The 24,358-nt window shown below is 28.1% G+C and carries 34 protein-coding genes, 1 tRNA gene and 1 rRNA gene; 25 read left to right on the top strand and 11 right to left on the bottom strand.

Going from position 1 to position 24,358, the window contains the following annotated elements:
* Positions 1 to 22: 22 nt before the first annotated feature.
* From rrf to ACTT9C_RS06300, 15 genes are all read left to right on the top strand, one after another.
* A 5S ribosomal RNA gene (gene rrf, locus ACTT9C_RS06370) occupies positions 23 to 137 on the top strand.
* 12 nt (positions 138 to 149) lie between these two features.
* Positions 150 to 275, top strand: coding sequence for a type B 50S ribosomal protein L36 (gene ykgO, locus ACTT9C_RS06365; protein ID WP_440923655.1), 126 nt, complete (start codon positions 150 to 152; stop codon positions 273 to 275).
* 5 nt (positions 276 to 280) lie between these two features.
* Positions 281 to 391, top strand: coding sequence for an aa3-type cytochrome c oxidase subunit IV (locus ACTT9C_RS06360; protein WP_440923654.1), 111 nt, complete (start codon positions 281 to 283; stop codon positions 389 to 391).
* Between the two features lie 5 nt (positions 392 to 396).
* Positions 397 to 1,488: an NAD(P) transhydrogenase subunit alpha gene (locus ACTT9C_RS06355; protein ID WP_440923653.1), complete on the top strand. Its 1,092-nt coding sequence runs from the start codon at positions 397 to 399 to the stop codon at positions 1,486 to 1,488.
* 2 nt (positions 1,489 to 1,490) lie between these two features.
* The gene (locus tag ACTT9C_RS06350; protein WP_440923652.1) at positions 1,491 to 1,799 is read left to right on the top strand and encodes a proton-translocating transhydrogenase family protein; all 309 of its coding nucleotides are present in this window, start codon (positions 1,491 to 1,493) and stop codon (positions 1,797 to 1,799) included.
* 2 nt (positions 1,800 to 1,801) lie between these two features.
* Positions 1,802 to 3,196 carry an NAD(P)(+) transhydrogenase (Re/Si-specific) subunit beta gene (locus tag ACTT9C_RS06345; RefSeq protein ID WP_440923651.1) on the top strand — a complete coding sequence of 465 codons (1,395 nt, stop codon included), beginning with the start codon at positions 1,802 to 1,804 and terminating at the stop codon, positions 3,194 to 3,196.
* Between the two features lie 32 nt (positions 3,197 to 3,228).
* The gene (locus ACTT9C_RS06340; RefSeq protein WP_440923650.1) at positions 3,229 to 3,801 is read left to right on the top strand and encodes a D-sedoheptulose-7-phosphate isomerase; all 573 of its coding nucleotides are present in this window, start codon (positions 3,229 to 3,231) and stop codon (positions 3,799 to 3,801) included.
* Entirely contained in the window at positions 3,794 to 4,486 is a 693-nt protein-coding gene (locus ACTT9C_RS06335; RefSeq protein WP_440923649.1) for a transaldolase family protein, read from the top strand. The genes ACTT9C_RS06340 and ACTT9C_RS06335 overlap by 8 nt, the downstream gene beginning before the upstream one ends.
* A 4-nt stretch (positions 4,487 to 4,490) precedes the next feature.
* Positions 4,491 to 5,150, top strand: coding sequence for a class I SAM-dependent methyltransferase (locus ACTT9C_RS06330; protein ID WP_440923648.1), 660 nt, complete (start codon positions 4,491 to 4,493; stop codon positions 5,148 to 5,150).
* On the top strand, positions 5,143 to 5,913 hold the full coding sequence (locus ACTT9C_RS06325) for a TylF/MycF/NovP-related O-methyltransferase (protein ID WP_440923647.1): 771 nt from the start codon (positions 5,143 to 5,145) through the stop codon (positions 5,911 to 5,913). The genes ACTT9C_RS06330 and ACTT9C_RS06325 overlap by 8 nt, the downstream gene beginning before the upstream one ends.
* Positions 5,910 to 6,827 carry a PfkB family carbohydrate kinase gene (locus ACTT9C_RS06320; RefSeq protein ID WP_440923646.1) on the top strand — a complete coding sequence of 306 codons (918 nt, stop codon included), beginning with the start codon at positions 5,910 to 5,912 and terminating at the stop codon, positions 6,825 to 6,827. The genes ACTT9C_RS06325 and ACTT9C_RS06320 overlap by 4 nt, the downstream gene beginning before the upstream one ends.
* Entirely contained in the window at positions 6,811 to 7,275 is a 465-nt protein-coding gene (locus tag ACTT9C_RS06315) for an adenylyltransferase/cytidyltransferase family protein (RefSeq protein ID WP_440923645.1), read from the top strand. The genes ACTT9C_RS06320 and ACTT9C_RS06315 overlap by 17 nt, the downstream gene beginning before the upstream one ends.
* Complete coding sequence (locus ACTT9C_RS06310) at positions 7,272 to 8,102, top strand: class I SAM-dependent methyltransferase (protein WP_440923644.1); 831 nt, start codon at positions 7,272 to 7,274, stop codon at positions 8,100 to 8,102. Before ACTT9C_RS06315 ends, ACTT9C_RS06310 begins: the two co-directional genes overlap by 4 nt.
* A 5-nt stretch (positions 8,103 to 8,107) precedes the next feature.
* Entirely contained in the window at positions 8,108 to 9,046 is a 939-nt protein-coding gene (locus tag ACTT9C_RS06305) for a hypothetical protein (protein ID WP_440923643.1), read from the top strand.
* A gap of 5 nt (positions 9,047 to 9,051) precedes the next feature.
* Positions 9,052 to 9,405, top strand: a complete 354-nt coding sequence (locus ACTT9C_RS06300) for an HAD hydrolase family protein (RefSeq protein ID WP_440923642.1) — start codon at positions 9,052 to 9,054, stop codon at positions 9,403 to 9,405.
* Positions 9,406 to 9,412: 7 nt separating this feature from the next.
* Here ACTT9C_RS06300 and ACTT9C_RS06295 read toward each other — a convergent pair.
* The 11 genes from ACTT9C_RS06295 to tkt all read right to left on the bottom strand — a co-directional run bounded on the left by ACTT9C_RS06295 (position 9,413) and on the right by tkt (position 17,619).
* Positions 9,413 to 9,489 (bottom strand) — tRNA-Met (locus ACTT9C_RS06295).
* A gap of 6 nt (positions 9,490 to 9,495) precedes the next feature.
* Positions 9,496 to 9,690 (bottom strand): 30S ribosomal protein S21, encoded by a 195-nt coding sequence (gene rpsU / locus ACTT9C_RS06290; protein ID WP_075484443.1) that lies wholly within the window; start codon positions 9,688 to 9,690, stop codon positions 9,496 to 9,498.
* 67 nt (positions 9,691 to 9,757) lie between these two features.
* On the bottom strand, positions 9,758 to 10,333 hold the full coding sequence (locus ACTT9C_RS06285) for a cell cycle transcriptional regulator TrcR (protein ID WP_440923641.1): 576 nt from the start codon (positions 10,331 to 10,333) through the stop codon (positions 9,758 to 9,760).
* Complete coding sequence (gene rpmE, locus ACTT9C_RS06280) at positions 10,334 to 10,564, bottom strand: 50S ribosomal protein L31 (RefSeq protein ID WP_440923640.1); 231 nt, start codon at positions 10,562 to 10,564, stop codon at positions 10,334 to 10,336. It abuts the gene before it with no gap.
* Between the two features lie 35 nt (positions 10,565 to 10,599).
* The gene (locus ACTT9C_RS06275) at positions 10,600 to 11,340 is read right to left on the bottom strand and encodes an inositol monophosphatase family protein (RefSeq protein ID WP_440923639.1); all 741 of its coding nucleotides are present in this window, start codon (positions 11,338 to 11,340) and stop codon (positions 10,600 to 10,602) included.
* Positions 11,341 to 11,344: 4 nt separating this feature from the next.
* Positions 11,345 to 11,905: an elongation factor P gene (gene efp, locus ACTT9C_RS06270; protein WP_440923638.1), complete on the bottom strand. Its 561-nt coding sequence runs from the start codon at positions 11,903 to 11,905 to the stop codon at positions 11,345 to 11,347.
* Positions 11,902 to 12,516, bottom strand: coding sequence for a thiamine phosphate synthase (gene thiE, locus ACTT9C_RS06265; protein WP_440923637.1), 615 nt, complete (start codon positions 12,514 to 12,516; stop codon positions 11,902 to 11,904). Before thiE ends, efp begins: the two co-directional genes overlap by 4 nt.
* Positions 12,506 to 13,513: a class I fructose-bisphosphate aldolase gene (locus tag ACTT9C_RS06260; RefSeq protein ID WP_440923636.1), complete on the bottom strand. Its 1,008-nt coding sequence runs from the start codon at positions 13,511 to 13,513 to the stop codon at positions 12,506 to 12,508. Before ACTT9C_RS06260 ends, thiE begins: the two co-directional genes overlap by 11 nt.
* A 1-nt stretch (position 13,514) precedes the next feature.
* Complete coding sequence (locus ACTT9C_RS06255) at positions 13,515 to 14,693, bottom strand: phosphoglycerate kinase (protein WP_440923635.1); 1,179 nt, start codon at positions 14,691 to 14,693, stop codon at positions 13,515 to 13,517.
* On the bottom strand, positions 14,693 to 15,691 hold the full coding sequence (gene gap / locus ACTT9C_RS06250) for a type I glyceraldehyde-3-phosphate dehydrogenase (RefSeq protein ID WP_440923634.1): 999 nt from the start codon (positions 15,689 to 15,691) through the stop codon (positions 14,693 to 14,695). The genes ACTT9C_RS06255 and gap overlap by 1 nt, the downstream gene beginning before the upstream one ends.
* Positions 15,688 to 17,619, bottom strand: a complete 1,932-nt coding sequence (gene tkt, locus ACTT9C_RS06245; protein WP_440923633.1) for a transketolase — start codon at positions 17,617 to 17,619, stop codon at positions 15,688 to 15,690. The genes gap and tkt overlap by 4 nt, the downstream gene beginning before the upstream one ends.
* 53 nt (positions 17,620 to 17,672) lie before the next feature.
* Between tkt and ACTT9C_RS06240 the strand changes: the two genes are divergently transcribed.
* The 10 genes from ACTT9C_RS06240 to tolB are packed head-to-tail and all read left to right on the top strand — an operon-like array spanning position 17,673 to position 24,329.
* Complete coding sequence (locus ACTT9C_RS06240) at positions 17,673 to 17,996, top strand: 5-formyltetrahydrofolate cyclo-ligase (protein WP_440923632.1); 324 nt, start codon at positions 17,673 to 17,675, stop codon at positions 17,994 to 17,996.
* Entirely contained in the window at positions 17,984 to 18,427 is a 444-nt protein-coding gene (gene zapA, locus ACTT9C_RS06235; protein WP_440923631.1) for a cell division protein ZapA, read from the top strand. Before ACTT9C_RS06240 ends, zapA begins: the two co-directional genes overlap by 13 nt.
* A 9-nt stretch (positions 18,428 to 18,436) precedes the next feature.
* Positions 18,437 to 18,970: a 5-formyltetrahydrofolate cyclo-ligase gene (locus ACTT9C_RS06230; protein ID WP_440923630.1), complete on the top strand. Its 534-nt coding sequence runs from the start codon at positions 18,437 to 18,439 to the stop codon at positions 18,968 to 18,970.
* 6 nt (positions 18,971 to 18,976) lie between these two features.
* Positions 18,977 to 19,780 (top strand): TIGR00282 family metallophosphoesterase, encoded by an 804-nt coding sequence (locus ACTT9C_RS06225; RefSeq protein ID WP_440923629.1) that lies wholly within the window; start codon positions 18,977 to 18,979, stop codon positions 19,778 to 19,780.
* Between the two features lie 6 nt (positions 19,781 to 19,786).
* Complete coding sequence (locus ACTT9C_RS06220) at positions 19,787 to 20,509, top strand: YebC/PmpR family DNA-binding transcriptional regulator (protein ID WP_440923628.1); 723 nt, start codon at positions 19,787 to 19,789, stop codon at positions 20,507 to 20,509.
* 9 nt (positions 20,510 to 20,518) lie between these two features.
* Positions 20,519 to 21,010 carry a crossover junction endodeoxyribonuclease gene (locus ACTT9C_RS06215; protein WP_440923627.1) on the top strand — a complete coding sequence of 164 codons (492 nt, stop codon included), beginning with the start codon at positions 20,519 to 20,521 and terminating at the stop codon, positions 21,008 to 21,010.
* A gap of 52 nt (positions 21,011 to 21,062) precedes the next feature.
* Entirely contained in the window at positions 21,063 to 21,737 is a 675-nt protein-coding gene (gene tolQ, locus ACTT9C_RS06210) for a protein TolQ (protein ID WP_440923626.1), read from the top strand.
* A 1-nt stretch (position 21,738) separates the two neighbouring features.
* Entirely contained in the window at positions 21,739 to 22,155 is a 417-nt protein-coding gene (gene tolR / locus ACTT9C_RS06205; RefSeq protein ID WP_085114691.1) for a protein TolR, read from the top strand.
* A 7-nt stretch (positions 22,156 to 22,162) separates the two neighbouring features.
* Positions 22,163 to 22,972: a cell envelope biogenesis protein TolA gene (locus ACTT9C_RS06200; RefSeq protein ID WP_440923625.1), complete on the top strand. Its 810-nt coding sequence runs from the start codon at positions 22,163 to 22,165 to the stop codon at positions 22,970 to 22,972.
* Positions 22,973 to 22,988: 16 nt separating this feature from the next.
* Entirely contained in the window at positions 22,989 to 24,329 is a 1,341-nt protein-coding gene (gene tolB / locus ACTT9C_RS06195) for a Tol-Pal system beta propeller repeat protein TolB (protein ID WP_440923624.1), read from the top strand.
* Positions 24,330 to 24,358: the final 29 nt, after the last annotated feature.

Here is a 24,358-nt window from a genome sequence, read left to right as displayed (position 1 = left end):
TTTAAATAAGTATAAACCATCTGCCGGTGATTATTGCTAGAGTGTTATACCCGATCCCATTCCGAACTCGGAAGTCAAGCCTTTATGCGCCGATGGTACTTTGTCTTAAGACATGGAAGAGTAGGACATTGCCGGCATTAAATAATCGTATGAAAATAAAAAGCTCATTAAAATCACTCAAAAAAAGAGACCTTGGTTCGAAACTTGTTAGAAGAAGAGGTAGAGTCTATATAATCAATAAGAATAACCCAAAATTTAAAGCAAGACAAAAATAGCTTTTATGGATAATGAAAACCATAAAAAAACTTGGAATAATTTTACTAAATTTGTTCTTTGGGGAACTGTTGTAGTTGTAGCTGTGTTGGTTTTGATGGCCATTTTTTTATTATAGATCTTATGAAAATCAGCTCAATATCAGAAAATACTACTGACGAAAAAAGAGTTTCAATAACCCCAGAAATTGCAAGAAAATATATATCGAGCGGTTTTGAAGTAATCTTATCTGAAAATTACGGGACTCATTTAGGTTTTAAAGATGAAGATTATAAAGATTTAGGTGTTAAAATATCTAATGATGAAAAAGATATAATAGGTAATTCAGACATTATTGTTCAGTTGAATCTTCCGGATGAGAAAAAACTTTCCTACTTCAAAGAAAATCAAAACTTAATTGGGATATTAGATTCTATTGCAAATACTGAAAAACTAAAAATGCTTACCGCTAAAAAAGTAAATTGTTTTTCTTTAGAACTTTTACCAAGGATAACTAGGGCGCAATCTATGGATATTCTTTCTTCTCAGGCAAATTTAGCTGGTTATAAAGCTGTTTTAGAAGCATTTGCATATTTTGAAAAAGCAATTCCAATGATGATGACAGCGGCTGGCACTATACCAGCTGCAAAAGTTTTAGTGGTTGGTGCTGGTGTTGCAGGCTTGCAAGCGATTGCAACAGCAAAAAGAATGGGGGCAATAGTTTTTGCAACAGATGTAAGAATGGCTTCAAAGGAACAAGTTGAAAGTTTGGGTGGAAAATTTTTAACAGTTGAAGGATCAGAAAATTTAGAGACAGAAGGTGGTTATGCAAAAGAAACATCTGGTGAATTTAAAAAAAAACAAGAGGAACTCTTAGCCGAAACATTAAAAAAAATTGATATAGTAATTTGCACCGCATTGATACCAGGAAAAAAAGCGCCAGTTATTATATCTGATTATATGCTAAATAATATGCGACCCGGGTCAATAATATATGACCTTGCAGCTATACAAGGTGGAAATACCTCTGCTTCAAAAGTCAACCAGATGGTAGATTATAATGGTGTAAAAATTTTAGGGGAGGCGAATATTTTAAACAAATTGCCAACTTCAGCATCAAATTTATATGCAAAAAATTTATATAACTTTGTATTAAATTTGTACGATAATGAGAAAAAAGATATAAATATTAACTTAGACGATGAAATTATTAATAAAACCTTATTAAAGTATTAGTTATGGAAATTGACCCTTTTATATTTAGATTGAGTATATTCATATTATCAATTTTTGTTGGTTATTATGTTGTGTGGAGTGTAACTCCATCTCTTCACACTCCACTAATGTCAGTTACAAATGCCATTTCATCTGTGATAATTGTTGGCGCTATAATTGCAGCCTTGGCAAATACTGATGATCAAATTTTTAATTCCTCTAGCATTTATGGATTTATTGCAATTACTTTAGCTGCAGTAAATATTTTTGGTGGTTTCCTGGTAACCCAGAGAATGTTGGCAATGTACAAAAAGAAAAAAAAGGATAAATAAAAATGTCAGCAAATTTATCTGCAATTTTCTACTTGATTTCTGGAGTTCTATTTATTTTAGCTCTTAGAGGCCTTTCATCACCTGAAACATCGAGACAAGGAAATTTATTTGGTATTATAGGTATGTTTATAGCTATTACTGTTACATTCATATCATTAGGAAATTTCTCATCTGGTTTTTTATATGTTTTGATATTTTTATTAGTTGGTGGATCTATTGGGGCATTTATTGCCTACAAAATCCCAATGACCGCTATGCCTGAGTTGGTTGCAGGTTTTCACAGCTTAGTTGGTTTGGCTGCAGTTTTTGTTGCTATTTCAGCTTTTATAAATCCTCAAGCTTTTAATTTAGGCACTTCAGGTAATATATATTTAGCAAGCTTGATCGAAATGTCTATTGGAGCTGCAGTTGGAGCAATAACATTTTCAGGTTCAATTATTGCTTTCTTAAAACTTCAGGGCATTATGTCTGGGGCTCCAATTACTTTTAAAGGCCAACATTACCTAAACGCTCTAATTTTATTATCTATAGTAATTTTAATTTACTTTTTGTGTTCTACCCAAGCATCTAATTTATTTTGGATTTTAATACTTGTATCTTTTTTGATTGGTTTTTTAATAATAATACCTATCGGCGGCGCAGATATGCCTGTTGTAATTTCAATGTTGAATTCTTATTCAGGCTGGGCTGCTGCTGGGATAGGATTTACATTAGAAAATACTGCATTAATTATTACAGGAGCAATAGTTGGATCTTCTGGGGCAATACTTTCTTACATTATGTGTAAAGGCATGAATAGATCATTCTTTAATGTAATATTAGGTGGCTTTGGCGGGACAGAACAAATTTCTGGCAACAAGAATAAAGAACAAAGACCTGTTAAAAGCGGTAACGCAGATGATGCAGCATTTTTAATGAAGAACGCCTCTTCTGTAATCATTGTGCCTGGATATGGTATGGCTGTAGCTCAAGCTCAGCATGCACTAAGAGAAATGGTCGATACATTAAAAAAAAATGATATTAAAGTTTCTTATGCCATCCATCCTGTGGCTGGAAGAATGCCTGGACATATGAATGTTTTACTAGCTGAGGCGAATGTTCCTTATGATGAGGTTTTTGAATTAGAGGAAATTAATAATGATTTTGCTAATGCAGATGTAGCTTTTGTTATTGGAGCAAATGATGTTACTAATCCAGTTGCTAAAACTGATCCTCAAAGTCCAATTTATGGGATGCCAGTTTTAGATGTAGAGAAATGTAAATCTGTTCTTTTTGTTAAAAGAAGTCTTTCCCCAGGATATGCTGGCATTGATAACGACTTATTTTATAAAGATAACACTCTAATGTTATTTGCTGATGCAAAAAAAATGACAGAGGATATAATTAAGAGTTTGTAAATACTTATCTTAGTATTATTATAATTTTAGTTATGGAAAAAAACATTAATTCAAGTTTTGATGAGTTAACTTCCTTAATTTCAAAAAATAAAAAATATTTGAATGAAAAAATAAATGATATTTTGAAGTTATTTTTTAACACTATTAAGAAAAATAGGACTATCTTTTGGGCTGGAAATGGTGGAAGTGCTGCAGAGAGCCAGCATATGTCAGCAGAGCTTATAGGTAGATTTAAATTTAACAGAAAACCTGTGAGTTCTATAGCGCTCAGTGCTGACATATCATCAACAACTGCAATTAGTAACGATTATGGTTTTGAAAATATCTTTTCTAGACAGCTAGATGGATTAGGCAGAGCAGGAGATTTATTAATTGTAATGTCTACATCAGGGAATAGTAAAAATATAATTAAAGTTTTAAAAGTTGCGAAATCTAAGGGAATTAAATCCATAGCTTTTTTAGGAAATGATGGTGGAAAATGCAAGTCTTACTCAGATTTAAGCTTAATAATAAAGTCTAAAAATACCGCTAGAATTCAAGAAATGCATCAAATTATTTCACATATAATTTGTGAAAATGTAGAGAATCAAATGTTAAATGACTAAAATTTTTTGTGATATTGCTGATTTAAAACTTATAAAAAAATTTTCAAAAAAAAAAATTGTTAAGGGCTTTACAACAAATCCAAGCTTGATGAGAAAAGCAGGCGCAAAAGATTATCAAAAATACAGTAAAAAAATTCTTAAAATAACTAAAAAACCAGTTTCACTAGAAGTTTTTGCCGATAAATCGAATGAAATGATTTTTCAAGGCCTTGAAATAAATAAATGGGGCAAAAATGTATTTGTTAAGGTCCCAGTGACAAATTCTAAAAGTAAGTTTATGGGCGATGTAATTGAGAAACTAAACTCAAAGAATATTAAATTAAATATAACTGCTGTATATTCAGCAAACCAAGTAAAAAAGATATTAAGAAAAATTAATAAAAAAACAAAGGTAATAATTTCAATATTTGCAGGAAGAATGGGTGATGTTGGGAAAGACCCATTACCCGAAATAAAAAAAAGCATTAAGTTTGCAAAAAATTTTAAAAACGTTGAAATTCTTTGGGCAAGCACTAGAGAGCCTTATAATTATACACAAGCTAAACAGATGAAGTGCCATATAATTACTTCACCACCATCTATAATTGAAAAAATTGAGAAATTTGGCAAATCATTTGATAAGCTCACAGCAGATACAGTCAATGGTTTTTTAGAAGACAGTAGAAAATCGAAATTCAGTATTTGATTAAATGAATTTGATTTTATTTATAAAATTTATTTTTAGAATCCTTAAATACAATTTTAGCTCTACAAAACGTTATGCTTATCTTTTAAAGGCTATCTATATTAGTAAAGCAAAATCAATATTAGAAATTGGGGTATACAATGGAAATAGGGCTAAAGAGATGATTGAAACGGCCAAGATATTTAATAAAGAAATAGACTATTATGGTTTTGATCTTTTTGAGGATTTCTATAAAAAAAAAAATATAATTAAAAAAGAGTTAAGCAAAAAACCTTTATCAAAAAAAAAAATTTCAAAAAAATTAAATAATTATAATAGAGTTAGATTATTTAAGGGGGATACAAAAGTCACTTTACCAAAGTTTGTAAAAGAAAAAATCAAGATCGATTTCGCTTTTATAGATGGTGGACATTCATTCAATACTATAAATAGTGATTGGAAAAATGTAAATCAGATTATTACAAAAAACTCCACAGTTATTTTTGATGATTTTTATGAATATAGTGGAAAAGTAAAATTAGATGTTGGATGTAATAAGATTATTAACTCATTACCTAAAAAAAAATATTTTTCATATATTTATCCTGTAGCTGATACTTTTTTTGATAAATATAATAAAATATATAAAAACATTTTTATGGTAAGAGTAAAAAAAAATGATTAGTAAAATAAAATCAATTATGTCTTATCTTTGCTTTTTTATAAGCGAATATAAATCCAAAAAAAAATATAAAAAATATTTTGATAACGAATATCTCATTCATAATTTAGAAAAACTAAATGAAAAAGATTTATTTATTTTTTCAAAATTTATTTACAATAAACAATTTCGTTTACTAAAACACCGTTTTGAAAGATATTTAAATATTAGAAATTTGATTGAAGAAATTCAAAGAGAAAAAAAAAATATTAATGTATTGGAATTTGGTGTTTTTAGAGGCGATAGTTACTTGTTTTTTTCAAAAAATTTAAATGATGAAAAGAGTAAAATAATTGGAATAGATACATTTTCAGATTTTCCAGTGTCTAATAGTAAATGGAAAAGGGGTAAATTTTTAAACACATCTAAAAAGTATGTGTTAGAGTTACTTGAAAAGTATAATTTGAAATCTCAAAATTTACTAATTCAAAGTTCATTTGATAATAAAGATCTAAGAAAAAAAATATCAGATACATTAAACCACATAGATATTTTTCATTACGATTGTGATCAATATGAGAGTACAGTTCAAGCTTTAGAGATTTCAAAAAATTTTATACTTAATCAAAAAGTTTCTTATTTATTATTTGATGATTGGGGCTGTTTTAGTGATCAAGTTCCAAAAGCATTTAATGAATTTTATGAAGAAAATAGCAAAAAAATAAGATATGAAATAATCTCTAGTACTTTTTACACAATGTATTTAAAGGTAACTCTTGTCCAATGATTTTAGTAATTGGTGACATAATTTTGGATAATTCCGTTGAATACAAGTCAAATAGAATTAGCCCTGAGGCGCCTGTACCAATTTTAAATTATACAAAAAAAAAGTTTTTTTTAGGAGGAGCAGCAAATGTTGCAAATAATATCAAAAAAATTGGCTCTCCAGTTTATTTAATAAGTAAAACAGGGAACGATACAAATTCTAAAATCTTACAATCACTAATAAGAAAAAACAAAATAAAAAGTAAAATATTTACTTCAAACGGAAAATGCACAGTTAAGAAAAGATTATTCAATAATGAAAAAATGATTGCAAGAATAGACAATGATATAAAAATTGATCTCTCTAATCTAGAACTTAATAACGTGATTAAATTTATAAAAAAAAATATAAAAAAGTTTTCTTTATTAATCATATCAGACTATAATAAAGGTATTATTAAAAATAATTTTTTACAAAAGATATTTAAAATATTTAATTTTCACAATAAATTAATAATAGTAAATCCAAAAAAGCCTAAATTAAAGATCTATGACGGATGTCAATTAATTGTTCCAAACTTAAAAGAATTTAATAATTTTTTTTCTGGGAAGATTTCATTGAAACAAAAATTTGATAAAATTTTTAAAACATTGAGTTCTCTTGAAAGTATAATAGTCACTAGAGGTGAAAAAAATTTAATTTTTAAGAAAAAAAATGAAAATTTAAAATATTTTAAAGTAAAAAAAGTTAAACCTATAGATGTAACTGGTGCTAGTGATACATTTATAGCTATATTATCAGTATTTTTATCAAGGAATTTTAGTATCGAGGCCTCGATTAACAAGGCAATCATAGCCGCAAGAAAAGTCGTGAGTAAAAAATATACTTCTTTCGTTAATTACAAAGAAATTTTTAAGTATGCTAAAAAAAAATAAATTTCCAACATATTTACAAAAAATAAAAGTATGGAAAAAGGATAAAAAAAAAATTGTCGTAACTAATGGATGCTTTGATTTATTACACCCAGGTCATAAATATCTTTTTAGAAAATCAAAAAAAAAGAATCATAAATTAGTTGTTTTAATAAATTCTGATCTATCTGTAAAAAGATTAAAAGGAAAAAATAGACCAATTCAAAATGAGAAAATAAGAAAAAAAAAAGTAGATTTGAATAAATTTGTAAATTTATCGATAATTTTTAGAGAAAAAACACCCTTAAAGCTAATTAAGAAAATTAAACCAGACTATATTGTAAAAGGAGCTGATTATAAAAATAAAAAAATCTCCGGGTCAGGTTATATCAAAAATTATGGAGGAAAAATTAAAATTATTGAACTTTATAAGAAATACAGCACGACTAATATTATAAAAAACAAATTATGAAAATAATAAATTGTAACATTTGCAATTATGGAAATAAACAAGAAAAAAAAAATCAGATATCTATTATTTGTAAAAATTGTCTCGCAATGACAAATTTAACTGCAACAGAATTCAATTATTATGAGGCTGGTGGTCAAGATATTCCATCGAATAAAAAAAAAATTGAGAGAAAAAAAAATTCAGAAGCTAGATTTGAGATTATTAAAAAACATATTTTTTCTAAAAATTTATTTATTGATATTGGATGTGGATCGGGAGAGATGCTTGAAGTATCAAAAGATTATTTTAACAGCAGTTTAGGCTATGAACATGATGTTGATTTATTTAAATACTCTTTATCAGAAAATTTAAATGTAATAAATGGTGATCTTCAGAGAGAACATTTAAACGATTTTAAACTTTCAAAAGACGATGAAATTTTGCTAACTTTAAGTCACGTTATTGAACACACAAAAGATCCAATAAATCTACTAAAAAATATTTTCGAAAAAATATCATTTAAAAAACTTATTTATTTAGAGGTACCTCTATATACGGGTTTTAGTTTTCAATCAAAAGGTTATGAAAGTAGTTTATGGTATGATCAACACCTAAATTTATATCATCAAAAAACGTTTAAGTATTTTGCAAAGCAACTAAATTTTAGGATTATAGAAAATGGATATAGAAATTTTTATGCTGACAAATTTCAAAAAAAAAACTTAATAAAAGCTTTTTTTAAAAAACCTTTTTCATCGATGATTAGTTTGATAACTAAAAAAAAAAGTAATTCTCTCGCTGATGTTTTATTTAAAGATTATGGATATATCATAGCGAGAAAAAATTAGAAATAATGATAAAAAAATTAATATCAATATTTATTAAAAATTTTTTTTCCAATTTTATAAACAAAATACTTGAAAAAAAAAATTTTGTCATAATTTTTAGAAATGGAACAGCTATTGGTGATCATGTTTATATGAGTAGTATTTTGAGAGAAATTTTTCTTAATCACAAAAAAAAAATAATACTTTTTACAAACTATTATGAATTTTATCTTTTTAACCCTAGAATTTACAAATTATTTAAAATGAAAAAAAAAAGTCCTATTTGGTTCTTTTTGAGAAATCTTATGGGCAACTCTATTCTTGAATTTCGAAGTATACATGACTCAAAAAATGAAAAACATTTTTTATATTATCATAAAAAGAATATACACTTAGCACATGCTAATTCTGAACATTTTCCTTTAGACCTGAAATATGATGATATCAAAAATGAAATTTTCTTTTCTAAAAACGAAATTAATGAATTTCAACTAACACTGAATTTGCCAACAAATTTTTCATTAATACACTCGACTTCAAAAAAGTCTTTTACAAAAAATAAAGAATGGTCTGTTGAGGGCATGCAATCAATAGTAAATTATTTTGATAAAATCAAATGGATTCAAATAGGAAAAAAAGGTGAACCAGAATTAAAAAATTGTAAAAAAATGTTTGATCTTAATTATAGAAAATTATGTTATGTAATAAGTAAATGCAATTTTCTAGTCACATACGAGGGATTATTTAATCATTTAGCATCTTGTTTTGATAAAAAAAATTTTATTATTCACCTAGGTTTTTTACCTATAGAGTCTTTTAAATACAGAAATAATATTATTATAGAAAAAAATAATCATTTGAAATGCTATCCATGTTATAAACTTAATTGTGGATTACATCAAGATTTTGCAAAAAGTCAAATTAATAAAAATTTTGTGATTAACTCAATTGAAGATCAAATTTAAAAAGTATGAAAAAAAAAATATTTATTTTTGATTTAGATAATACTATATGCAAAACAACAAAATCTGACTATAAAAATTCTAAACCAATCAAAAAAACAATTAACTTGATAAATAAATTAAAAAAAAATCAGCACGAGGTAATAATTTATACAGCAAGGTATATGAATAGTTACAAAGGTAACAAAGAAAAAATAAAAAAAAAATATTATAAAAAAACTTACAACTACTTACTAAAAATCGGTTTAACGTTTGATAAACTTTTGATGGGGAAACCAAAGTATGATTTTTTTGTTGATGACAAGTCATTTAATCCAAAAACTATAAATTTAGAAAAAGTTTTTAAAAAATATTTGAATTAATAGAAATTGGTTGCGGGGGACGGATTTGAACCGCCGACCTTCAGGTTATGAGCCTGACGAGCTACCAGACTGCTCCACCCCGCGATAAATTTAAATTCTATTTTTAAGTTTATTAAGCTTTTTAACTCTTTTAATATTTTCTTGAAGAATTCTTTTCTTTTTTTCAGACGGTTTTTCATATGTGTTTTTAAGTTTTATAACTTTAAAAAAACCATCTCTCTGAAGTTTTCTCTTTAAAACTCTCAGAGCTTGTTCAACATTGTTATCTTTAACTTCGATCTTAATAAAAACCTCCAAAAGAGACTTTAGTTATCATTTTTATTTTTTTATGTCTAACTAAATTAATCATATTTTAGTTCTTATTCTCCTTATTTTGTTTTTCTTTCTCTCTTTTTTCTCTTTTAATTCTTCTTTCTGCTTTCTCAATTGCTTCAACTAGATCTTTTTGAGTAATCAAATTTAATGCAACAGGATCTTTAGGATTTAAATTATTATAATTCCAATGACTTTTATTTCTGATTGATGTTACAGAATTTTTTGTTATTCCAACTAACCTTGCGACTTGAGAGTCCTTTAAAATATTATGTTGTTTTATCAACCACAAAGCTGAGTCTGGTTTATCTTGTCGTTTTGATAATGGAACATATCTTTTTATTTTTTTTTCATCATTAGATATTTTAATATCAAAGTTGTTTATTTTAAGTGGTCTATTCTCATCTTTAGATGATAATTCAATTTCTTCCCTTGATAATTGACCTGAAATAATTGGGTTGTAAGCCTTGATGCCCTTTGCTACCTCACCATCGGCAATACCTTGTATCTCAACCTCATGGAGATTACAAAAATTTGCAATTTGTTTAAATGTTAGAGTTGTATTTTCAACTAACCAAACAGCAGTTGCCATTGGCATTAAAGGAGCATTAGTCATTTATTTTTTTTTTTCTGATTTAAAGTTTTGAAATTTTTTGTTAAATTTACTTATTCTACCTTTATCCATTAATTTTTGTTTTCCTCCAGTCCAAGCAGAGTGGGACTTTGGATCAATTTCAAGTTTAATTGTTTCGCCATCTTTACCCCAAGTAGACCTTGTTTCAAATATTGAACCATCAGTCATTTCAACTTTAATAGGATGGTAATCTGGATGAATTTTTTTTTTCATGTCGAGACTTATAACAAAAGATTTATTTAAAACAATTAAAAGTTTTTCAATTTTTCAAATAATTTATTGTTTATACTGTTATTTGAGGCAATAATTTTTAAATTATTAATAGTCGATAAATCAATCTCATTTAAAACTCCACCTGCTTCTTCAACTATGATAATTCCAGCAGCTATATCCCAGAGATTTAAATTTTTTTGAAAATATCCATCATATCTACCTGCAGCTACGTATGCCATATCTAATGCAGCACAACCAGACTTTCTTAGTAATAATTCGCTATCATAATCAATTTTATTTCCTGCTACAAACAAACAATCTTCAATTTTATTTTTTTTGGAAACTTTTATTCTTTGATTATTAAAGTATGCACCATTATTTTTTTCAGCATAAAACATTTCATTTTTTATAGGATCATAAATTAATCCAGCAATAATTTTGTCATAAGATTTTAGTGCTATGGAAATTGCAAAATGTGGAACACCATGTAAATAATTAATTGTTCCGTCGATTGGATCTATTATCCAAGTATTATTTTTGTCATTATTATTTTCGACTCCTTTCTCTTCACTTAATATTGAATAATTTGGTTTAGCTTTTTTAAGTTCGTCAATAATTATCTTTTCGGTTTTTAAATCTGAATTTGTGACAAAGTCATTTGGTCCTTTTTTTGATACTTGTAATTTTTCTATTTCACCAAAATCTTTAATTAAAATTTTTGAAGCTTTTTCACTTGCTTTAATCATTATATTCAAGTTTGCTGAAATCGAATTCATAATCTTAAACTTTTTTGATGTACTCTAAGTTTCTTGTATCTACGATAATTTCATCGCCGGCCTCAATAAATGGTGGAACTTGAATGTTGAGACCATTTACTAAAATAGCTGGTTTATATGATGAAGATACAGTTTGACCTTTTAAAGCAACGTCAGTATTTTCTATTATACATTTTACCTGATTAGGTAATTCAACTGAAATTGGAGAGTCATTAAAAAAATTAATTGAGACTTCCAAATTTTCAGTGAGAAGTTTCCCTTTTTCTCCTATAATATTTTTTTTTATCTCTAATTGCTCAAAAGTTTTTGGCTCAATAAAGAAATAATTATGATCATTCTCATATAGATAATTATATAAGTTTTCCTCAACAGATGCTTTTTCCACAGTTTCACTAGATCTAAATCTTTCATTCAGCTTGGTATTTTTATTCACACTTTTCATTTCAACTTGTGCAAATGCACCACCTTTTCCAGGTTTTACATGCTGAGTTTTAAGTACCTGCCATAAATCATTTTTATACTCCAGTAGCATACCAACTCTTATTTCACCTGCGCTAATTTTCATTTTAATTTTTTTATTGCCTCAATTGGTTTTAGATTTTTGTTATCCCAAATGTAGCCTGAAATAGCTAAAAAGTTTGCTTTATTCAATAAAAGATTTTTATAATTGCTAGAATTAATACCACCAATAGCAACCACAGGGGTTTTGGTGATTTTTTTGACTTTTCTGAGCAAATTAATTGAGGCTCTGTATTTTATTTTTTTAGTTTTTGAATTACTAAAAGCTCCTAGCGCTATATAGTCAGCTTTATTTTTTAAAGCAATTTTTGATAATTTTATAGAGTTATGACAAGTAACACCTATTATCTTGTTGCCAATCAATTTTCTTGCCTTAGTAATATTCATATCTTTTTGACCTAAATGACAACCATCAGCATTTAATTTCTTAGCAATGAAAACATCATCATTAATAAGAAATTTGACATTAAATTTTTTGCAAATTTTCTTAATTTTTTCACCAATGATTATTTTTTTTCTAAGAGTTTCCTTTTTAAGTCTTAATTGAAAAAAACTCACTTTTTTTTGCTGAAGAACCTTAGTTAAATCTTGATAGAAAGACTTATTAATTTTTGTTGGCGAAATGAGATAAATAAATTTTTTTTTTTTAATTCTCAAGTTCTTTAGACCATTTACCCTGAGCAGCTAGTGTATTCATTTTTGCTCTTTGGTTAAAAATTTTTTGAGTTCCCTCAATATTATTTGTGTCTTGAGACCAAAATTTTAATGCACTTTGTTGAAGGGCTCGTCCATAAGAGTAACTCATTATAAAGTTGGTATCATTGTATTTATTAATCAAATTTAAATTTTCCGTAGCCTCTATTTCTGATTGACCACCAGATAAAAATGCTATTCCCGGTACCTCCGATGGAACAGAGTCTTTTAAACATTTAAGAGTTAACTTTGCCACCTCTTCATTTGATATTTTGTTTTTACATTTATTACCAGCTAAAATCATATTTGGCTTTAATATAACTCCTCTCAAATCAACTTTATGCAAGATTAATTCTTCAAAACATTTTTTTATTATTTCAGAAGTTTTTTCATAACATTCTTTTGCTGAATGCTCGCCATCCATTAAGACTTCAGGTTCAACAATTGGAACCATATTACATTCTTGAACTAATGCAGAGTATCTAGCTAAGGCATGTGCATTAGATTGTATTGAGAGTTTACTTGGATGCTCTTTTGATATGTTATAAACACCTCTCCATTTTGTAAACTTGGCTCCTAATTTATAATAATCCTTTAATCTTTCTCTTAATCCATCCAAACCCTCAGTAATTTTTTCATTTGGTGAACCAGCCAAAACTTTTGCTCCAGTATCAACTTTAATACCTGGTACACTGCCCATAGCAGAAATTAATTCTGGGATTTTATTTTTTTTTGAGGTTATTTGTTTTATTGTTTCATCGTATAAAATTACACCTCCGATATATTCAGTCATACCAGACGCGCTAAACAACGTTTCTCTAAATAATAAACGGTTTTCAGCTGTTGATTGAACTTTAACCGACTCTAATCTTTTAGTCATTGTTGCAGTACTCTCGTCAGCTGCAAGAATCCCTTTTCCATTATTAAGTATTTTTAGTGCTATGTTATTTAATTCAGACATATTAGTTTAAAGCTTTTATACCAGGTAACTCTTTTCCTTCAAGATATTCTAAAAATGCTCCACCGGCAGTTGAAACAAAATTAAAACTTTCTATCATTTTAATTTTATTGATTAGAGCTATCGTATCTCCACCTCCTACAACTGAGTAAATTGAATTATTTTTATTTTTCTTTGTTATAGCTTTTGCAATATTGTAACTACCGTTAGCAAAATTTGGATTTTCAAAATAACCTGCTGGTCCATTCCAAAGAACTGTTTCGCTATTTTTAATTATACTTTTTATCTTATCTAATGTCTTTGGACCAATATCCAAAATGATATCATCATCTTTGATATTATCTAGTTCTTTAATTTGAGGTTCATCATCTAAATTTTTTCCAATCAAAACGTCCTCTGGAAAAATAATTTTACAAGAATGACTTTTTAAAGTTTCAAAAATCTCTTTAATCATTAGATCACAATTTTCCTCTTTAATTGATTTACCTATTTGATTCCCTTTGTATTTAATAATGTTATTAGCCATTCCACCAACAATGATAATATTATCAAATTTAGATATTAAATTTTTGATTATTCCAATTTTTGTCGAAATTTTTGATCCCCCAATAATACAAGTGATTGGTTTTTTGATTTCTGTTGTAACTTTTTTTAAGGCACTAATTTCTGTTTCCAACTGTAATCCAGCAAAAGAGGGAAGAAATTCAGTAATTTTACTCACAGAAGCGTGCGCTCTATGAGAGCAAGAAAAAGCATCGTTTACATATAAATCAGCGAGTTTAGCTAAATGTTGTGCAAAATTAGTGTCATTTTTTTCTTCCTCTTTGTAAAATCTAATGTTCTCTAAAAAAACTATTTGATCGTTTGGATCTTTAAATAAATCCTCTTTTTTTAATTTAAAAATATCTTCTTTTACTAATCTAATTTTTCTATTTATTTTTTTTTCAATATTTTCACAAATTGGTTTTAATGAGAGATCTGAAATTACCTTACCTTTTGGCCGTCCTACGTGAGAAATTATTATGATCTTTGATTGTTCTTTTATTAAAAAATCTATGATTGGGATAATCTTATTTATTCTTGTTTCGTCAGTAATTGAACCATTTTTTAATGGGACATTTAAATCCAATCTTAACAAAACTTTTTTTTTATTAAGATTTTTTTGATCTTTTATACTATTCATTAAGAAATCTTATGAAGGTATTCAGCTATATCACACATCCTATTTGAAAAACCCCATTCATTATCATACCATGCTGAGATCTTTCCCATATTTTTACCAACCACATTTGTTAAACTTGTATCAATAATAGATGATGCAGGATTATGATTAAAATCAATAGAGACAAGTTTTTCTTTCGTGATTTCAATAATTTTACTTTTTTTACTAAAATCCTCAAACGCTGAATTAATTTTTTCTATGTTCACATCTTTTTTTGTACAAAAGACAAGTTCAATTAATGAAACATTTGGGGTTGGCACTCTCATTGCGACACCCTCTAGTTTACCTTTAAGAGATGGAATTATTTCACCTATTGCTTTAGATGCACCAGTCGAAGTTGGTACAATTGATTGACTAGCAGATCTAGCTCTTCTAGGATCTTTATGTGAATTATCTAAAATTCTTTGATCACTTGTAAATGCATGTATGGTTGTCATAAAACCTTTCTCAATCCCAAAATTTTCATTTAAAACATGAGCCACTGGCGCCAGACAATTTGTTGTGCACGAAGCAGCAGAAATAATTTCATCTTCTTTACTTAATTCAGACTCATTTACTCCAAAGACAACAGTTTTATCTGCATTTTTACACGGAGCTGAAACAATTACTTTTTTTGCCCCATTATTTAGATGTGGTTGCAATTTATCTTTAGAATTAAATTTTCCAGTACACTCAAAAACATAATCAACACTATATTTCTTCCAATCAATCTTATTTAGATCAGTTTCTTGACCAAAAGAAATTTTGTCTTTATTTACAATAAGATTATTTTCATCATAGCTTATGTCAGCTTTAAATTTTCCATGGATTGAATCATATCTTAAAAGAGTTGAGCAAGTCTCAGAATTTGTTCTATTATTAATATGCATAATCTCTATTTTTTTGTTTCCTTCATAAATAGAGCGAAGAATCATTCTCCCTATTCTTCCCATTCCATTGATACCAATTTTAATTTTCATAATTTTTCTTTAATTTTTTTTACAATACTTTCAGAATCTAAATCAAAGTGGTCATAAATTTCTTTATAAGGTGCGCTTTTTCCAAAGTCGTTAATTCCAAAATTTAATCCATTTGTACCAGTATATTTTTTCCAATAATTCGTTTCAGAGGCCTCTATAGATACAATTAATTCAGTTTCGCCTAATATTTTTTTTTTGTATTCTTCTTTTTGATCATCAAAAATTTTTTGACAAGGCATTGATATGATTTTGGAATAAATACCATCTGTGGCTAATTTATGACCCACATCATTTGCTAAACTCGTTTCAGACCCAGTTGCTAAAATTGTTACACTTATATTATCCCCAGTTCTCAAAACTTCATAAGCACCCAAAGATGATTTATTTTTAAGAGAATTTTCAAGTCTAACAGGATTGACACTTTGTCTGGTTAGTGAAATTACACTTGGAGTATTTTTACTTTCAAGAGCTAATTCCCAACACTCAAAAGTTTCAATGGTGTCTGAAGGTCTAAAAACGTTTAAATTGGGAATAGATCTTAAACTTGTTAATTGTTCTATTGGCTGATGAGTTGGGCCATCTTCACCCAAGCCAATAGAGTCATGAGTAAAAACATATATAACTTGTTGTTTCATCATCGCTGCTAGTCTGATAGATGGTTTACAATAATCACTGAATATTAGAAACGTTCCGCCATAAGGAATTAAGCTACTGTGTAATGCTATACCATTCATTATTCCACACATCGCGTGCTCTCTAACTCCATAATGAATATAATTTCCTGAAAAATCTCCTGGTTTGATTATTTTATGATCTTTAGTTTTAGTATTATTTGATCCAGCTAAATCAGCCGAGCCTCCAATTAAGTAAGGAAACTTTGCTATAATGTTTAAAAATATTTCAGATGATTTTCTTGTAGCAATTAGTTTAGTATTTTTAGTATACTCAATTTTTACTTTTTCAATTAATTTCTTAAATGAATTTAAACTTTTAAAATTTGAAAAGTTTACTTTATTTTTCTGAGCTTTTTGTGAGGCTTTTTCTCCAATTTTTCTCCATTCACTTAATAATTCAGTCGGAATCTTGAATGGCTCATATTTCCATTTTAGTTTTTTTCTAACCAGTTTTATTTCCTCATCACCTAATGGACTTCCATGAGATGAAGCCTTACCCCCTTTGTTTGGAGATCCATAACCGATTGTTGTTTTACACGAAATTGCGATAGGTTTTTTTGATTTCTGTGCTTTTTTTAAAGCTTTAGATATTTCTTTAAAATCATGACCATTAATTCTTAAGAAGTCCCATCCGTAGCTCTTAAATCTTTTTTCGTGATCATCTGAAACAGCTAAGTTAGTGGGACCATCGATTGATATAGAATTATTATCAAATAATAAAATAAGATTCTTTAATTTTAGATGTCCAGCTAAGCTCAATGACTCGTGACTAATACCCTCCATTAAGCATCCGTCTCCAGCGAGAACGTAAGTTTTATGATTGATCTTTTTTTTCCCTAATTGTTTTTTTAAAATTTCTTCTGATATTGCAAACCCAACTGCATTTGAGATTCCTTGTCCCAATGGACCTGTAGTGGTTTCAATACCAGTATTTGGATGATATTCAGGATGTCCGGCGCATATAGATTCCAATTGTCTAAAATTTTTAATATTATTTAAAGAAACACTTTTGTAACCAGTCAAATAAAGAAGAGAGTAAAGTAACATTGATCCATGCCCAGCAGAAAGAACAAATCTATCTCTATTAATCCAGCTAGGATTTTTTGGATTAAATTTTAAAAAATCTTTAAAAAGCACTGTAGCAACATCTGCCATTCCCATCGGCATTCCAGGGTGACCTGAGTTCGCTTTTTGAACAGCATCAATTGAGAGAAATCTAATACAATTAGCTAATTCTTTATAAAATTTACTCAAATTTATCCTGTCTAGACTTAGAAGATTCTATTTAATAATATAAATATATATATATGAATTCTATTCTTGAAAAAGAAAAAAAGCTAAATTTAGCATTAACGAAACTAAAAAATTTAAACCTAGAAAATCCAGACATAAAAAAAAATATTGAAATTCTTGGAGAACAAAAAAATCAATTAGAAATTGAAAAATCTGAAATAGAGAAAAAATACCAAACTTTAGTAAATGAGCATGAAAATTTATCGAGAAAGTTAGAAGAATTGCAAAATAGAGAAAAAATTGAAGAAAAAAAAAGATTAGAATTTTCAGAAAAAATAGATGAATTAAATCAAGAAACTAATACTTTAATGGATGAAATCGATAAATGGCAAACGTAACTATAAAATTCAATGGCAAAGAGTTTTTGTTGTCATGTGACGATGGACAAGAAGAACATCTTGAAGAATTATTAATACAAATCAATCAAAAGTTTAATGATTTAAAAAATGATTTAGGAAATATTGGTGAAAATAAACTTTTATTGATTACTGCAGTAAAAGTAATGGATGAATACCATGAAACCAAAAAAAAAGTTGAGCAGAAAAAGACAGAATTAAAAGAGCTCTCAAATAAATTTAGAGAGTTAAAATCATTAGTTTATGAATATAAAGATAGAAAAGAGGAAGAAATTAAAAATTTGAGTAAAAATCAAGTAGAATTAAAAGATGAAATTGAGCAGAATCAAAAACACTATGAAAAGTTAATTGATGCAGCTGCTGATGAGATTTCAAATTTTGTTGAAAAAGCAAATATAGATAAAATATCTTAATAGAACTTTGTGAATAAATCTCAAATTAGAAAAAAAATATTAAAAATAAGGAAACAAAAAAAAATTAAAAAATTCACTTTTAATTTTGATTTAATTTTGAATATTTTAAAAAGAAAAAAGGTTTTAGGTAAGATAATTGGTGGTTATTACCCGTATAATTATGAATTAGATATTTTGCAAATCTTAGAAAAATTTGAGAAGAAAAAATTTATTATAACATTGCCAAAAATAAAAAAAAATTCACAAATGAACTTCTTTCAATGGTCAACAAATGATCCCTTAGCTATAAATAAATTTGGAATACCAGAACCAATTTCAAAAATGGTAAAATATCCCGATATTTTGTTAGTGCCCATTGTAGCGTTTGATAAAAACTTTAATAGGATTGGCTACGGTGGAGGATTTTATGATAGGTATATTAAGAAAGTTAGAAAACGAAAAAAAGTTCTAACAATTGGATTTGCCTACTCTTTTCAAAAAGTAAAAAAAATACCAACTAATATTTATGATATTGGGTTAGATTTTATTATAACAAATGAATAATTTTTTATGAAAATTTTATTTTTAGGTGATGTTGTTGGATTGTCAGGATGTAGAAAGATAACTAATGATTTATTAGATCAAATTCAAAAAAATAATATCGATTTTGTAATTATTAATGCTGAGAATGCTGATGATACCGGCGTTGGTTTAACAAAAGAAATTTGTCAAAATTTCTTTGAAAATGGAGTTGATGTTATTACAACTGGAAACCATGTTTGGGATCAAAAAGACATAATGAATTTTATTGATAAGGAGAATAGATTATTAAGACCCAAAAATTTATTTGAACCTGCTCCTGGTAGAGGATTTGAGATTTATAAATCAAAAAAAAATTACAAGGTGGGAGTTTTAAATTTAATGGGAAATGTTTTTATGAAAAAGTGTGATGATGTTTTTAAAATTTCAAAAGATTTTTTAGAAAAATATAATTTAAAAAAAGATTATGATTTCTTGATTGTTGATTTCCATGGAGAAATAACAAGTGAAAAAAATGCTATCGGTCATTATTTTGATGGAAAAGCAACACTCGTTATTGGAACTCATACCCACATACCTACTAATGATGCAAGAATTTTAAAAAATGGCACTGCTTACCAAACAGATGCTGGAATGTGTGGAGATTATGACTCAGTTATAGGTATGAATAAAGATAATTCTATAAATAGATTCATGAAAAAGGATTCAACTAAACATTTTCCAGCTGATGGAGAAGCTTCATTGAGCGGAGTTATAGTAAATTGTAATTTAGAAACTGGCTTAGCAGATAGTATCGATAGTTATATATTTGGAGGTCTTTTAAAAAATACTTAATTTTTTATGGCAGGACATTCTCATTGGGCAGGTATAAAACACAAAAAAGGTAAAGCTGATAAAGAAAGATCGAAAATCTTTTCTAAGCTATCTAAAGAGATTACCGTTGCAGCTAAGTTAGGTGATAAAGATCCAGCTATGAACCCGAGATTACGTTCTGCTGTGCAAGCTGCGAGGTCTGCAAATATGCCTAAAGACAATATAGCGAGAGCTATAGATAAGTCCTCAATTAGCAATCAGTCAAATTTTGAAAATTTGAGATATGAAGGTTTTGGACCCGAAAGAGTTGCTGTTATAGTTGAGACTTTAACTGATAATAAAAATAGAACTGCTTCTAATATAAGAACAATTTTTCAAAAATCAGGAGGAAGTTTGGGAACTCAAGGCTCAGCATCACATAATTTTTCTCAATTAGGAGTAATTAAAATTGATAAAAATGAAATTTCGGATGAAGATATATTAGAACTTGCTATTGAGGCTGGTGCAAATGAGTGTAAATCGGATAGAGAATTTCATGAGATACAGTGTTCAATAAATGATATTTACAATGTTAAAAAAGAGCTGGAGAAAAAAATAAGTAATTTTATTTCGACAGGAATAGAGTGGGTGCCTCTAAACGCAGTTGAAATTTCAGAAGAAAAAAAAAAGGAGCTAATTAGTTTTTTTGAAATATTGGAAGATGATGATGACGTGCAAAATATTTATTCAAATGCTAAATTTTTAAACTAAATATAGAATATGCTTATAATTGGTATAGATCCAGGTATTTCGGGCTCAATTTGTTTTTTTAAAGATGGAAGAATTCTTGAAGTAATTGAAATGCCAGTCATGACAGAGGGTAAAAAAAATAAAAAACAAGTTAATGGTGCCCAAATTTATAACGAATTTTTAAAAAGAATTAATAAAAAAGAGGATGAAATTAGAGTTGTGATAGAACAAGTTTCTGCAATGCCAGGACAAGGCGTAACTAGTATGTTTAATTTTGGTCAGTCTTTTGGGATTTTAAAAGGGATATGTTCTGCAATGCGATTACCAATGTTTTTTGTAAGACCAGCTAAATGGAAAAAATATTTTAATTTAATTAATTCTCAAAAAGATGCTAGTAGAACAAGAGCAATTGAAATATTTCCTTATTTCTCAACACAACTTTCAAAAAAAAAAGACTCTAACAAAGCTGATGCCATTCTAATTGCGAGTTTTTACTATGAAACTCACCAAAAAGAGGATTAATCTTTGACTTTTGAAGTCAAATTCATGACACATTTAAGTGTGAGAAGTCCTTATGGAAGCTGATATTTCATCCCAAGCAGTCGGACTTGCATCAAGCGCTGACTTTTCGCTTATGAACTTATTTATAAGAGCTGATATAATTGTAAAATCAGTCATTATTATTCTAATTGCATGCTCAGTTTATTCATGGGCGGTAATCTTTGAAAAATTTAAATTATTTAAAAAAATAAATCAAAGTTCAGAAGAATTCGAAACTAAGTTTTGGAATTCAAAATCTGCAGAGTCTTTTTATAACAATCTTCCGGGAAATATAAATGACCCAATGGCACTTATTTTTAAAGACGCAATGCAAAATCTTCTTAAAAGAAGATCTAAAACAGATTTGAATGCTAGAATGACTTCAATGTTAGAAACTGGGATAGAAAAACAAATGTCTAAAATTACAAAGGGATTTACCTTTTTAGCAACTGTTGGATCAACAGCACCCTTTATAGGATTATTTGGGACTGTTTGGGGTATAATGAATTCTTTTCAATCTATTGCAATTTCAAGGAATACAAGTTTAGCAATTGTAGCACCTGGAATTGCAGAAGCTCTTTTTGCTACTGCATTAGGTTTATTGGCAGCTATTCCCGCGGTAATCGCATACAATAAATTTAATAATGACTCTTTAAAATATTCGCAAAAGCTAGAAAACTTTTCTAAAAGATTTTTAACTATTATCTAGAATGGCATTCAAGTTTAATCGCTCATCAAAAGAACCAATGAGTGAAATTAATGTGACACCATTTGTAGATGTAATGTTGGTCTTACTAATTATTTTCATGGTAACTGCACCTTTATTAACAGTAGGAGTTCAGGTTGATTTACCAGAAAGTTCAGCTGACTCGCTCCCGGAAGAGCAAGAGCCTCTTACTTTAACTATAAATTCAAAAGGTGAAATTTTTATTCAAGAGTCAAAAGTTGAATATGAAAAAATCATTGCAAAAGTGTTAGCGGTCTCAAAAAATCGGACTGATACAAGAATTTATGTAAGAGGGGATAAAACTATTAATTACGGTAGAGTCCTTGAAATTATGGGGTTACTTTCAGGTTCAGGATTTACAAAAGTAGCTTTAATTTCAGAACCATACAAAGAAAGGTAATTTTTTTGTGAATAGGAGTATTGTAATTTCATCTGTTTTACACCTATTTGTTATTGTTTTAACGGCAATGAGTCTTCCTTTTTTAGCAAAAAAACCAATTGATCTTCCTCCAATCGTTTCAGTAGAATTAATTCAAATAACGGAAAAAACAAATATTCCATTTGCACCCAAAGCAAAAAAAATAATTGAAAAAGTAAAAGAAAAAGAAAAAAAATTAGTATCAGAACAAGCTCCACCTAAAAAAGTTAAGAAAATCAAGCCCGATGCTGTCCCAATGCCAGATGACAAAGTAAAGAAAGTTGAAAAAATAAAAGAGGATAAACAAAACCCTGAAAAAGTTGACAATGAAGTAAAGCAAGTTTCTGAATTTGAAAAAGAGGAATTATTTGATCCAAATAATATTGCCGCTTTGATTGATAAATCTAAAGAAAGCAAAGCAGAGACTTTAAAGAAAAATCCAGATTTAAGCCAAGACCAAAATAAAAATTTTGAGAATACAGGGCTATCATTAAGTGAGGAAGATGCATTAAAAGCACAAATTTTTGGTTGTTGGAGTATTCCACTTGGACTACCATATAATGAAAATTTACTTGTCAGAATAAAACTTGAATTAAAACCAGATGGGTCAGTAATTAAGTCAGAAATTTTAGATCATGCTAGAATGAATAAGCCAGGACAAGGATTCTATAAAGTATTAGCAGAAAGTGCTTTAAGAGCTGTTAAATTGTGTCAGCCTTTAAGAGTTCCTAGCACTGGTTATGAAAGATGGAAAGAATTACAGTTAAATTTTGATGCAAGAGAAATGTTAGAAGGTTAATATAATCTATAAAAAAATGAAAAATGTTTTAATAACTTTAATTATAATTTTAATACCAGTAAAATCGTTTGGTTTAATTGAGGTTGATATAACAAGGGGTAATCTAAATCCATTACCTATTGCAGTTTCTCCACTGTCTATAGATGAGGAATCAAGAAAAAATTTTGAGAGTATTTTAAAAAAGAAAAATATCGGTTCTGAAATATCTTCCATTGTAGAAAATAATTTAAAGGTATCAGGATTATTTAATCCATTGAATAAAGATGCTTTTTTGCAAGAACCAGATATTGCAAATTTAAAACCAAGATTTGAAGATTGGAACTTAATTAAAGCTCAGGCTTTGATCACTGGAAAAGTTAGTTATGTGGAGGAAAAACTAAGAGTAGAATTTAGATTGTGGGATGTGCTTGCAGGTAAAGAAATGATGGCGCTAGCTTTTACAACTGTTCCAAATAATTGGAGACGTGTTGGTCATATAATTACAGATAAAGTTTATGAGAGATTAACTGGTGAAAAGGGTTATTTTGATACAAGAATAATATATGTTGCAGAAGAGGGACCTAAAACTCAAAGAGTAAAAAAATTAGCTATCATGGATCAAGATGGTGCTAACAATAAATTTTTAACATTAGGAAATGAACTTGTTTTAACTCCAAGATTTAATCCAACTAGCCAAATGGTAACTTATCTTTCATATTTTAGAAATTTACCAAGAGTTTATTTGCTGGACATTGAAACAGGAACCCAAGAAGTTGTAGGAGATTTTCCTGGTATGACTTTTGCACCAAGATTTTCCCCAGATGGAAAAAAAATAATTATGAGTTTTGCTAAGGATGGTAATTCTGAAATTTACACAATGGATTTAGAAAATAGAATAGTTGAAAAAATTACCAATCATCCATCTATAGATACATCACCTTCATATTCTCCAGATGGAAAATTTATTTCTTTCAACTCTGACAGAAGTGGTTATCAACAAATTTACGTAATGAAGAGTGACGGAAGTAATGTTAAAAGAATATCTTTTGGTAAAGGAATTTATGGTACTCCAGTTTGGTCTCCAAGAGGTGATCTAATCGCATTTACAAAATTGCATAAAGGAAAATTTTATATAGGAGTAATGAGAACTGATGGAAGTGGTGAAAGATTATTAACTGAAAATTTTTATCAAGAAGCTCCATCCTGGTCACCCAATGGGAGAGTTCTGATTTTTTATAGGGAGACAAAAACAGATTCTAAAGGAAAGGGTTTTTCTGCAAAATTATGGTCCATAGATTTAACGGGGTATAATGAGAGACAAGTTCCTACTCCAACTGATGGATCAGACCCATCATGGTCATCTTTATTAAGTAATTAATAATTAATTCGCTTGATTTTTAGCCTTGA

This window comes from Candidatus Pelagibacter sp., from assembly GCF_052049575.1.
Lineage (GTDB): Bacteria > Pseudomonadota > Alphaproteobacteria > Pelagibacterales > Pelagibacteraceae > Pelagibacter.
The sequence above is the reverse complement of the archived record's forward strand: the minus strand, read 5'-3'. Positions and strand labels throughout refer to the sequence as shown.

What these genes read in the sequence shown, in the direction of transcription:
- ACTT9C_RS06350 (WP_440923652.1), top strand. Translation starts at nt 1,491, where the DNA reads ATGGAAATTGACCCTTTTATATTTAGATTGAGTATATTCATATTATCA.
- ACTT9C_RS06240 (WP_440923632.1), top strand. Translation starts at nt 17,673, where the DNA reads ATGAATTCTATTCTTGAAAAAGAAAAAAAGCTAAATTTAGCATTAACG.
- ACTT9C_RS06260 (WP_440923636.1), bottom strand. Translation starts at nt 13,513, where the DNA reads ATGTCTGAATTAAATAACATAGCACTAAAAATACTTAATAATGGAAAA.
- rpmE (WP_440923640.1), bottom strand. Translation starts at nt 10,564, where the DNA reads ATGAAAAAAAAAATTCATCCAGATTACCATCCTATTAAAGTTGAAATG.
- ykgO (WP_440923655.1), top strand. Translation starts at nt 150, where the DNA reads ATGAAAATAAAAAGCTCATTAAAATCACTCAAAAAAAGAGACCTTGGT.
- ACTT9C_RS06330 (WP_440923648.1), top strand. Translation starts at nt 4,491, where the DNA reads ATGAATTTGATTTTATTTATAAAATTTATTTTTAGAATCCTTAAATAC.
- ACTT9C_RS06345 (WP_440923651.1), top strand. Translation starts at nt 1,802, where the DNA reads ATGTCAGCAAATTTATCTGCAATTTTCTACTTGATTTCTGGAGTTCTA.
- tolQ (WP_440923626.1), top strand. Translation starts at nt 21,063, where the DNA reads ATGGAAGCTGATATTTCATCCCAAGCAGTCGGACTTGCATCAAGCGCT.
- ACTT9C_RS06310 (WP_440923644.1), top strand. Translation starts at nt 7,272, where the DNA reads ATGAAAATAATAAATTGTAACATTTGCAATTATGGAAATAAACAAGAA.
- ACTT9C_RS06275 (WP_440923639.1), bottom strand. Translation starts at nt 11,340, where the DNA reads ATGAATTCGATTTCAGCAAACTTGAATATAATGATTAAAGCAAGTGAA.
- efp (WP_440923638.1), bottom strand. Translation starts at nt 11,905, where the DNA reads ATGAAAATTAGCGCAGGTGAAATAAGAGTTGGTATGCTACTGGAGTAT.
- ACTT9C_RS06215 (WP_440923627.1), top strand. Translation starts at nt 20,519, where the DNA reads ATGCTTATAATTGGTATAGATCCAGGTATTTCGGGCTCAATTTGTTTT.
- ACTT9C_RS06220 (WP_440923628.1), top strand. Translation starts at nt 19,787, where the DNA reads ATGGCAGGACATTCTCATTGGGCAGGTATAAAACACAAAAAAGGTAAA.
- ACTT9C_RS06225 (WP_440923629.1), top strand. Translation starts at nt 18,977, where the DNA reads ATGAAAATTTTATTTTTAGGTGATGTTGTTGGATTGTCAGGATGTAGA.
- ACTT9C_RS06320 (WP_440923646.1), top strand. Translation starts at nt 5,910, where the DNA reads ATGATTTTAGTAATTGGTGACATAATTTTGGATAATTCCGTTGAATAC.
- zapA (WP_440923631.1), top strand. Translation starts at nt 17,984, where the DNA reads ATGGCAAACGTAACTATAAAATTCAATGGCAAAGAGTTTTTGTTGTCA.
- ACTT9C_RS06300 (WP_440923642.1), top strand. Translation starts at nt 9,052, where the DNA reads ATGAAAAAAAAAATATTTATTTTTGATTTAGATAATACTATATGCAAA.
- ACTT9C_RS06355 (WP_440923653.1), top strand. Translation starts at nt 397, where the DNA reads ATGAAAATCAGCTCAATATCAGAAAATACTACTGACGAAAAAAGAGTT.
- tolR (WP_085114691.1), top strand. Translation starts at nt 21,739, where the DNA reads ATGGCATTCAAGTTTAATCGCTCATCAAAAGAACCAATGAGTGAAATT.
- ACTT9C_RS06255 (WP_440923635.1), bottom strand. Translation starts at nt 14,693, where the DNA reads ATGAATAGTATAAAAGATCAAAAAAATCTTAATAAAAAAAAAGTTTTG.
- tolB (WP_440923624.1), top strand. Translation starts at nt 22,989, where the DNA reads ATGAAAAATGTTTTAATAACTTTAATTATAATTTTAATACCAGTAAAA.
- ACTT9C_RS06315 (WP_440923645.1), top strand. Translation starts at nt 6,811, where the DNA reads ATGCTAAAAAAAAATAAATTTCCAACATATTTACAAAAAATAAAAGTA.
- ACTT9C_RS06285 (WP_440923641.1), bottom strand. Translation starts at nt 10,333, where the DNA reads ATGACTAATGCTCCTTTAATGCCAATGGCAACTGCTGTTTGGTTAGTT.
- gap (WP_440923634.1), bottom strand. Translation starts at nt 15,691, where the DNA reads ATGAAAATTAAAATTGGTATCAATGGAATGGGAAGAATAGGGAGAATG.
- ACTT9C_RS06335 (WP_440923649.1), top strand. Translation starts at nt 3,794, where the DNA reads ATGACTAAAATTTTTTGTGATATTGCTGATTTAAAACTTATAAAAAAA.
- ACTT9C_RS06360 (WP_440923654.1), top strand. Translation starts at nt 281, where the DNA reads ATGGATAATGAAAACCATAAAAAAACTTGGAATAATTTTACTAAATTT.
- ACTT9C_RS06305 (WP_440923643.1), top strand. Translation starts at nt 8,108, where the DNA reads ATGATAAAAAAATTAATATCAATATTTATTAAAAATTTTTTTTCCAAT.
- ACTT9C_RS06325 (WP_440923647.1), top strand. Translation starts at nt 5,143, where the DNA reads ATGATTAGTAAAATAAAATCAATTATGTCTTATCTTTGCTTTTTTATA.
- ACTT9C_RS06340 (WP_440923650.1), top strand. Translation starts at nt 3,229, where the DNA reads ATGGAAAAAAACATTAATTCAAGTTTTGATGAGTTAACTTCCTTAATT.